The sequence below is a fragment of the Phycicoccus sonneratiae genome (assembly GCF_016887965.1).
In the GTDB taxonomy this organism is placed as follows: domain Bacteria; phylum Actinomycetota; class Actinomycetes; order Actinomycetales; family Dermatophilaceae; genus Phycicoccus; species Phycicoccus sonneratiae.
The window spans coordinates 96,916-104,412 of record NZ_JAFDVD010000024.1; the positions used below are offsets into that span (position 1 = coordinate 96,916).

The 7,497-nt window shown below is 74.1% G+C and carries 6 protein-coding genes; 2 read left to right on the forward strand and 4 right to left on the reverse strand.

Annotated elements, in window-relative coordinates; translation table 11 throughout:
• Window positions 1-54: 54 nt before the first annotated feature.
• Window positions 55-1,683 (reverse strand): AMP-binding protein, encoded by a 1,629-nt coding sequence (locus JQN70_RS18545; RefSeq protein WP_204132859.1) that lies wholly within the window; start codon window positions 1,681-1,683, stop codon window positions 55-57.
• 189 nt (window positions 1,684-1,872) lie between these two features.
• On the opposite strand from JQN70_RS18545, the gene JQN70_RS18550 reads away from it, so the two are divergent.
• Entirely contained in the window at window positions 1,873-3,597 is a 1,725-nt protein-coding gene (locus JQN70_RS18550; RefSeq protein WP_204132860.1) for a M14 family zinc carboxypeptidase, read from the forward strand.
• 91 nt (window positions 3,598-3,688) lie between these two features.
• Here JQN70_RS18550 and JQN70_RS18555 read toward each other — a convergent pair whose 3' ends face one another.
• The 3 genes from JQN70_RS18555 to JQN70_RS18565 are packed head-to-tail and all read right to left on the reverse strand — an operon-like array spanning window position 3,689 to window position 6,728.
• On the reverse strand, window positions 3,689-3,913 hold the full coding sequence (locus JQN70_RS18555; protein WP_204132861.1) for a hypothetical protein: 225 nt from the start codon (window positions 3,911-3,913) through the stop codon (window positions 3,689-3,691).
• 20 nt (window positions 3,914-3,933) lie between these two features.
• Window positions 3,934-5,397: a pyridoxal phosphate-dependent decarboxylase family protein gene (locus JQN70_RS18560; RefSeq protein ID WP_204132862.1), complete on the reverse strand. Its 1,464-nt coding sequence runs from the start codon at window positions 5,395-5,397 to the stop codon at window positions 3,934-3,936.
• On the reverse strand, window positions 5,394-6,728 hold the full coding sequence (locus JQN70_RS18565) for an MFS transporter (RefSeq protein WP_204132863.1): 1,335 nt from the start codon (window positions 6,726-6,728) through the stop codon (window positions 5,394-5,396). Before JQN70_RS18565 ends, JQN70_RS18560 begins: the two co-directional genes overlap by 4 nt.
• 29 nt (window positions 6,729-6,757) lie before the next feature.
• On the opposite strand from JQN70_RS18565, the gene JQN70_RS18570 reads away from it, so the two are divergent.
• Window positions 6,758-7,387 carry a hypothetical protein gene (locus JQN70_RS18570; RefSeq protein ID WP_204132864.1) on the forward strand — a complete coding sequence of 210 codons (630 nt, stop codon included), beginning with the start codon at window positions 6,758-6,760 and terminating at the stop codon, window positions 7,385-7,387.
• The last annotated feature ends 110 nt before the right edge of the window (window positions 7,388-7,497 follow it).

Sequence of the window (7,497 nt, forward strand, 5' to 3'; positions counted from 1 at the left end):
GCCAGCGGGGTCCGCACCGCGCGCCGGGGCCGCCCGGGTCGCCGTCGTCGCAGGTCAGAGGCCGAGCTCGGCGACGGTCGCCTCACGCATCTCGACCTTGCGGACCTTGCCGGTGACCGTCATCGGGAACTCCTCGACGACCTTGACGTAGCGGGGCACCTTGTAGTGCGCGAGGCGCCCGTCGCAGAACGCGCGGACGGCCTCGACCGTCAGCGGCTCGGCACCGTCCTTCATCCGGACCCAGGCGCACAGCTCCTCGCCGTACTTCTCGTCGGGGACGCCGATGACCTGGGCGTCGAGGACGTCGGGGTGGGTGTAGAGGAACTCCTCGACCTCGCGCGGGTACACGTTCTCGCCGCCGCGGATGACCATGTCCTTGATCCGGCCGGTGATCTCGACGAAGCCGTCGGCGTCCATGACGGCGATGTCGCCGGTGTGCATCCAGCCGTCGACGAGCACCTCGGCCGTCTTCTCCGGCTCCTCCCAGTACCCGAGCATCACCGAGTAGCCCTTGGTGCAGAACTCGCCCGGCACGCCGCGCGGCAGGGTCTCGCCGGTGACCGGGTCGACGACCTTGATCTCGAGGTGCGGGTGCACCGACCCCACCGTGCCGACCTTCTGCTCGAACGTGTCGTCGGTGTGGTTCTGGGTCGACACCGGCGAGGTCTCGGTCATCCCGTAGCAGATCGTCATCTCGTCGATGCCCGACTCGATGAGCTTCGTCATCATCGACGCGGGGCACGGCGAGCCGGCCATGATGCCGGTACGGACCGACGACAGGTCGTACGAGTCGAACTCCGGCAGAGCCCATTCCGCGATGAACATGGTCGGGACGCCGTAGAGCGAGGTGCAGCGCTCCTCGACGACCGCGGCCAGGGTCGAGGCGGGGTCGAAGCCGGGTGCGGGGATGACCATGCAGGCCCCGTGGGTGAGCGCCGCGAGGTTGCCCATGACCATCCCGAAGCAGTGGTAGAAGGGCACGGGGATGCAGATGCGGTCGGCCTCGGTGTAGCGGCAGGTCTCGCCGACGAGGTAGCCGTTGTTGAGGATGTTGTGGTGCGACAGCGTCGCGCCCTTGGGGAAACCGGTTGTCCCCGAGGTGTACTGGATGTTGATGGGCTCGTGGGGGTCGAGCTCGCGCTGGAGCATCGTGAGCCGCTCGGGGCTGACCTCACCGGCCCGCTCGAGCAGGTCGGTCCACGACTCGCGGCCGATGACGAAGACCTGCTCGAGGTCCGGGCACTCGGGCCGCGCCGTGGCGACCATCGCGACGTAGTCGGAGGTCTTGAACGACTCGGCGGTGACGAGCATCCGGATGCCCGCCTGGCGGAGGACGTAGGTCAGCTCGTGCGTGCGGTAGGCCGGGTTGATGTTGACGAGCACCGCGCCGAGCTTGGCGGTGGCGAACTGGGTGAGCACCCACTCGCTGCAGTTGGGTGCCCAGATGCCGACGCGGTCCCCCTTGGCCAGGCCGGCAGCGGCCAGCGCCCGGGCCAGCCGGTCGACCTCCGCGCCGAGCTCGGCCCAGGTGAGGCGCACGCCCTGGGCGCGGTCGACGAGGGCGTCGCGCTCCGGGTGCGCGGCGACGGTGGCGTCGAGGCTGTCACCGATCGTCTGCTCGAGGAGGGCGGGCTCGAGCACCCCGACGGTGTGCGAGAGCTGGGGGTCCGGGGTCGTGGCCATCGTCCGTCCTTCGCGCGGGTGCGGGGTCGTTGCACAGCCAACACGCCCGCACCGGTCTCGGCAACCACGGGGACCGAGGAGGGGTCGAGGGCCCCGAAGGTCAACCGTGGGTAGATCCAACGTAAAGACTTCACAAGGGCTTGCGCGAACGGCCTCCTCGGGTGGTCCCGCCGCCCCTACGGTCCCGCCATGACCCTCCGCTCCGGCGCCGTCACCGCCCTCCTGACGGCCACCCTCATCGCCTCCACCGCGGCCACGGCCGCCTCCACCCCGGCCGCACCGCGCGGCGAGGGCGCCGGCGTCCTCCGCGTCTCGACGTCGACGCCCCTCACGACCGCCGCCCGCCTCCAGGCCGCCGGGTTCGACCTCGTCGAGTCGCGCATCGGCACCGACCTGCTCGTCGTCGGCGACGCGGCCGTGCGCTCGCGCCTCGGCCGGATGGGATACCGGGTCACGGTGCAGCAGACCGCCCCCACGACCGAGCGGCCCGTGAGCACCGGTCGCACCAACGGCATCGCCGCGGCGGCGGCGACCTTCTACGGCGGGTACCTCACCGCCGACGAGTACGTGCAGCACCTGTCCGACGTCGCCGCGGCCCACCCCGACCTGGCCGTGACGCGCGACGTCGGTGACTCGTGGCGCAAGACCCAGGGCCTCGCGACCGGCAACGACCTCGTCGCCATCTGCCTCACGAAGCTCCAGCCCGGCGACTGCCAGCTGACCCCGACCTCGACCAAGCCGCGCTTCCTCCTCATCGGCGCCGTGCACGCCCGCGAGCTGTCAGCGACCGAGCTGTCGAACCGCTTCGTCGACCTCCTCGCCAACGGGTACGGCACCGACGCCGAGGTCACCTCGCTCCTCGACTCCACCGAGGTCTGGGTCGTGCCGGTCGGCAACCCCGACGGCCGCGAGATCGTCGAGCAGGGGACGACCTCCCCGTACCTGCAGCGCAAGAACGCGAACAACTCCCTCGGCGCCTGCGCGGTGCCCCCGACCTCGAGCAACCAGCACGGCGTCGACCTCAACCGGAACTTCACGTGGAAGTGGGGCGGCACCGGCACCTCGACCAACCCGTGCGACCAGACCTTCCGCGGGTCGTCCGCCGGGAGCGAGCCCGAGACCGTCGCGCTCTCCCAGCTGATGACGACGCTGTACCCGGACCAGCGCGGCCCGCTGGCCACCGACGCCGCGCCGCTGACGACGCCGGGCTACATGCTCACGCTGCACAGCTACGCGAACATGCACGTCATCCCCTGGGGTGACACGACGACCAAGGCGCCCAACGACGCCGGCCTGCGCTCGGCGGCCTTCCGCGCGAGCTACTACAACGGGTACCAGACCGGCCAGCCGGGCCAGATCCTCTACACGGTGACCGGCTCGACCGACGACTACCTCTACGGCGAGCGCGGCGTCGCGGCCTCGACGATGGAGGTCGGCCCGAACTCCGGCAGCTGCACCGGCTTCACCCCGGCCTACTCGTGCCAGGACGGCTTCTGGACGGCGAACAAGCCCGCGATGATGTACCTCGCCAAGGCCGCGCGCGCTCCGTACCAGCTCTCGCTCGGCCCGACGACGACCTCGGTCACCGCGCCGACGACGACCGTGACGGCCGGTACCACCTTCACCCTCACCGCGACCGGCAACGACAACGCGTACGGCACCTCGGGCGTCGGCAAGCCGACCGCCCAGACCGTCAACGCCGGCCGCTACTTCGTCGACACCGCGCCGTGGAACGGTGGGACGGCCGTGGCGATGACCGCGAACGACGGGTCCTGGAACTCGACGTCCGAGGTGGCGAAGGCGACCGTGCCGACGGCCGGCCTCACCGCCGGGAAGCACCAGCTCTGGGTCCAGACACGCGACAGCAGCGGCAACTGGGGGCCCGCGACCTCGGCCTTCGTCACCGTCGGCTGACCCGACCCGCCCCGGACGAGGGCCCCGTCACCCGTGGGGGTGCCGGGGCCCTCGCTCGTGGGGCCTTGCCGGGAGGACGGGCCCGGCACCCTCAGCCGGGGTCGCGGCCGAGCGCCCGCCGGATCCAGCGGCGGGCCCCGCGGACGGCGACGACGTCACCGAACCCGCCTCCGGACAGCGAGCCGAGGACGAGCGCGTCGTGGTCGTGCTGGCAGGACGTGCAGATCGTCCGGCCCAGGCTCGTCACGTGCTTCTCCCCCCGGACGGCGCGACCGCACTGCTGGCAGGTCCATCGGCTCGACAGCGACGACGTCATGACGGCTCCCCTCGTGGTGCTCAGGTCTCGGACGGCGCCGGGCCGGCGGCCGTTCCGGTGGGCCGCGAGAGGCGGTCGAGCACACCGACGAGCAGCGCCTCTCGCAGCCGCGGCGGGCAGGCGTCGAGGAGGGCGTTGACCGGCGCCATCCGAGCGGGCAGGGCGATGCCGCCGTCGCCGCCGGCCAGGCCCGCGGCGGCGAGCAGCCCGGCGAACGCGGCGTCGTCGAGGGCGGTCGGGTCGAGGCCGGCGAGCATCCCGCCGAGGCCCGGGTCGACGGCCACCGGACCGGCCGTTCGCGCGGCCGCGACCGCCTCGCGCAGCGCCGAGACGAACTCGGGGACCGACGGGGCCGTGGCCGCCGACAGGGTGAGGTGCAGGGTCGGCGGCAGTGCCCCGAAGGCCATCTGCGGCTGGACGAACCACCCGCGGGCCAGCATCTCGTCGGCGATCGTGAAGACGTCGCACGACCCGTCGGTGGCCAGCGCGAGGAGGGTGGAGTCGGGGGCGGCGACGACCCGCAGGCCGTCCGTGGCGCCGGCCGCGTCGGCGAGCTCGAGGGTCGCGGCACGCGCCGCGTGGGCCAGCCGGGCGTAGCCCTCGGCGCCGATGTGCCGCGTGACCGCCCAGGCCGCCGCGAGCGGGCCACCGGACTTCGTCGACTGCAGCGTGCTGTTGAGCATCGTGTAGCCGGGCCAGTCGGCCGAGGCGAAGAGGTGCCCCCGGCGCAGGGCGGCGTCCCGGTGGAGCAGCAGCGAGACGCCCTTCGGGGTGTACGCGTACTTGTGCAGGTCGACGCTGATGCTCGTGACGCCCGGGACGGCGAAGGTCCACGGCGGCACGTCGTCGAGGTGGGGCAGCACCCACCCGCCGATGCAGGCGTCGACGTGGCAGCGGATGCCGCGCGCCGCCGCGACCGTCGCGACCTCGGCGACCGGGTCGAGCACCCCGTGGGCGTACGAGGGGGCCGAGGCGACGACGAGGACGGTGGAGTCGTCGACGGCGTCGGCGACCGCCGCCGGGTCGGCGCGCAGGGTGTGCGGGTCGACGTCGACGACGACCGCCCGCACGCCGAGGTACGCCGCGGCCTTGAGGAACGCGGCGTGGGCCGACGAGGGGAGGACCATGCTCGGGTCCGCGACGTCCGGCGCTTCCTCGCGCGCGGCCAGCACCGCGAGGAGGATCGACTCGGTGCCGCCCGAGCTGACGACGCCCGCGAACCCCGGAGGGGCGTCGAGCCACGACCCGGCGAGGGCGACGAGGTCGTTCTCCATCCGCTGGAGGGACGGAAAGGCGGTGGGGTCCAACCCGTTCGAGGAGGCGAACATCGCCAGCGCCTCGCGCCCGAGCGAGTCGGCCTCGGCGAGACCGGAGTCGTAGACGTAGGCGAGGGTGCGCCCCCCGTGGGTCGGCAGGTCGCCGGCCTGGAGGGCGCGCAGCTCGGCGAGGACGCTCCCGGCGGACGGGCCGGCGTCGTGGGTCATCGGTGGACCTCCGGGTCGAGGCGGTACCGGCGCAGCACGACGAGTGAGGCGCCGACGAGCAGGGCAGGGAGCACGGTGAAGCCGAGAGCGATCGCGGTGCGCGCCGAGTCGGGCTGCGCGGCAGCGGCATCGGTGGACGAGACGTACCCGCCGAGGGCCAGCACGCCGGCGTACACGAACGGTCCGAGCGCCAGGCCGAGCGTCTCGCCCGCGGTCCAGACGCCGGTGTAGGTACCGGCCCGGTCCTCCCCGGTGCGGGCGGTGTCGGCGGCCGCGACGTCGGGGAGCATCGCCAGCGGGAACATCTGGCACGCGGCGTAGCCCACCCCGACGACCCCCACCGTGACGGCGGTGGCGCCGGCGCCGGCCCGGGTCGCGAGGAGGGTGGCGAGGGCGCCGACCCCGAGGAGCACCGACCCCCAGACGTAGCCCGTGCGCTTGCCGTACCGCTCCCCGACGCGCTGCCAGAGTGGCGTGACGAGCAGGGCCGGGCCGACGAAGCAGACGAAGAGGATCGTGGAGGCGCCCGGGCGACCGAGCAGGACGCGGGCGACGTAGTCGACGCCGGCGAGCATCGTCCCCGTCGCGAGGGCCTGGAGCACGAACACCGCGAGCAGGGTCCGGAAGTCGGCCGACGCGGCGACGACGCGCAGCTGGTCGCGCAGGCTGCCGCCCGCGGTCGCCGCCCGGCTCATCGGGGCGCGGCGGGTCCCCCACCACGCGCCGACCGTGCCGACGACGATGAGCACGCCGACGAAGAGGCCCACGCCGCGGTAGCCCCACGTCGGGCCGAGGGCGTCGCGGACCGCCGGGGACAGGCCGCCGCTCACGAGGATGGCCAGCGCCAGGACGGCCACGCGCCAGGTCATGAGGCGGGTGCGCTCGTCGTAGTCGTCGGTCATCTCGGCGGGCATCGCGACGTACGGCACCTGGAAGAACGCGTACGCCGTCGCGCAGGCGAGGAAGAGGACGACGACCCACGCGGTGGCGAGCCCGGTCGGCGACGTCGGGCCCGAGAAGAGGAGGACGAACGCGACGGCGAGCGCGAGGCCGGCGCGCAGGAGGAACGGCCGGCGCCGCCCGGCGGGGTGCTCGGACCGGTCGCTGACCCGCCCGGCGACCGGGTTGAGCAGCACGTCCCACGCCTTGGGGAGGAAGACGACGAGGCCGGCGAGGCCGGCGCCGACCCCGAGCCGGTCGGTGAGGTAGGGCAGGAGCAGCAGGCCGGGCACCGTGCCGAACGAGCCCGTGGCCACCGACCCGAGCCCGTAGCCGCGGCGCGCGGACGCGGGGAGGGCGGTCCCCGTCGAGGGTGGTGGCGTCGCTGCCATGCCCGGACCCTAACCGGGATGATGGGCGGGTGAGGGCACGTCGCAGGTTCCGGGGCCGGATCGCCGGCGTGGGCTCGTCGTCGGGGGTCCGGGTGGTCGTCGGCTGGTGGCTGGAGTCACCGTTCGGCGCCTTCGCCGACGCGATGGTCGAGACGGCCGACGGGCACCGGGTGCTGCTGGCCCCGACCGACGAGGTGGCCGAGCTCGTCTCGACGACGTACACCTTCGACGAGGTGCGCCTCGAGCCGGTCGAGGTGCACGCCGGGTGGGCCGACGGCGACGCGTGGGTGCGCTCGTGGGGGTCGAGCTCGCCGTCGTTGTCGCTGACCCTCGACGTCGGGGAGCGGACGGGGCTCGGCCGGCTGCTGCGCGTCGTGCCGCCGGCCCTCGCCACGAGCCCGGCCTTCGCGACCCTCGCCGACCCGGTGGCGCGGGTGGCGCTGCGCGGGGTCCGGACCCGCGGCGTGGCCCGCGCCGGACGCCGCGAGTACTACGGCGCCACCGACGTGCGGGCGGTCACCGGGATGACCGGCCGCTTCGACGGGGTCGACCTCGGGGCCCTCGCGCCCGTGGACCCGCCGTGCCGGTTCGGCTTCTCGTCGACGCCGCGTCGCCCCTCGGTCACCGAGGTGACGACGACGATCGTCGACACCGCCTGACCCTCGCTCCGGGAGCGCCTCCCGGGTCGAGGGGGGGGGGGGCGGGGGGGGGGGGGGCCCGGGGGGGGGGGGGGGGGCCGCCCCCCCCCGGGGGGGGGGGGGGTTGGGGG

What these genes read in the sequence shown, in the direction of transcription:
- JQN70_RS18560 (WP_204132862.1), bottom strand. Translation starts at nt 5,397, where the DNA reads ATGACCCACGACGCCGGCCCGTCCGCCGGGAGCGTCCTCGCCGAGCTG.
- JQN70_RS18550 (WP_204132860.1), top strand. Translation starts at nt 1,873, where the DNA reads ATGACCCTCCGCTCCGGCGCCGTCACCGCCCTCCTGACGGCCACCCTC.
- JQN70_RS18545 (WP_204132859.1), bottom strand. Translation starts at nt 1,683, where the DNA reads ATGGCCACGACCCCGGACCCCCAGCTCTCGCACACCGTCGGGGTGCTC.
- JQN70_RS18555 (WP_204132861.1), bottom strand. Translation starts at nt 3,913, where the DNA reads ATGACGTCGTCGCTGTCGAGCCGATGGACCTGCCAGCAGTGCGGTCGC.
- JQN70_RS18565 (WP_204132863.1), bottom strand. Translation starts at nt 6,728, where the DNA reads ATGGCAGCGACGCCACCACCCTCGACGGGGACCGCCCTCCCCGCGTCC.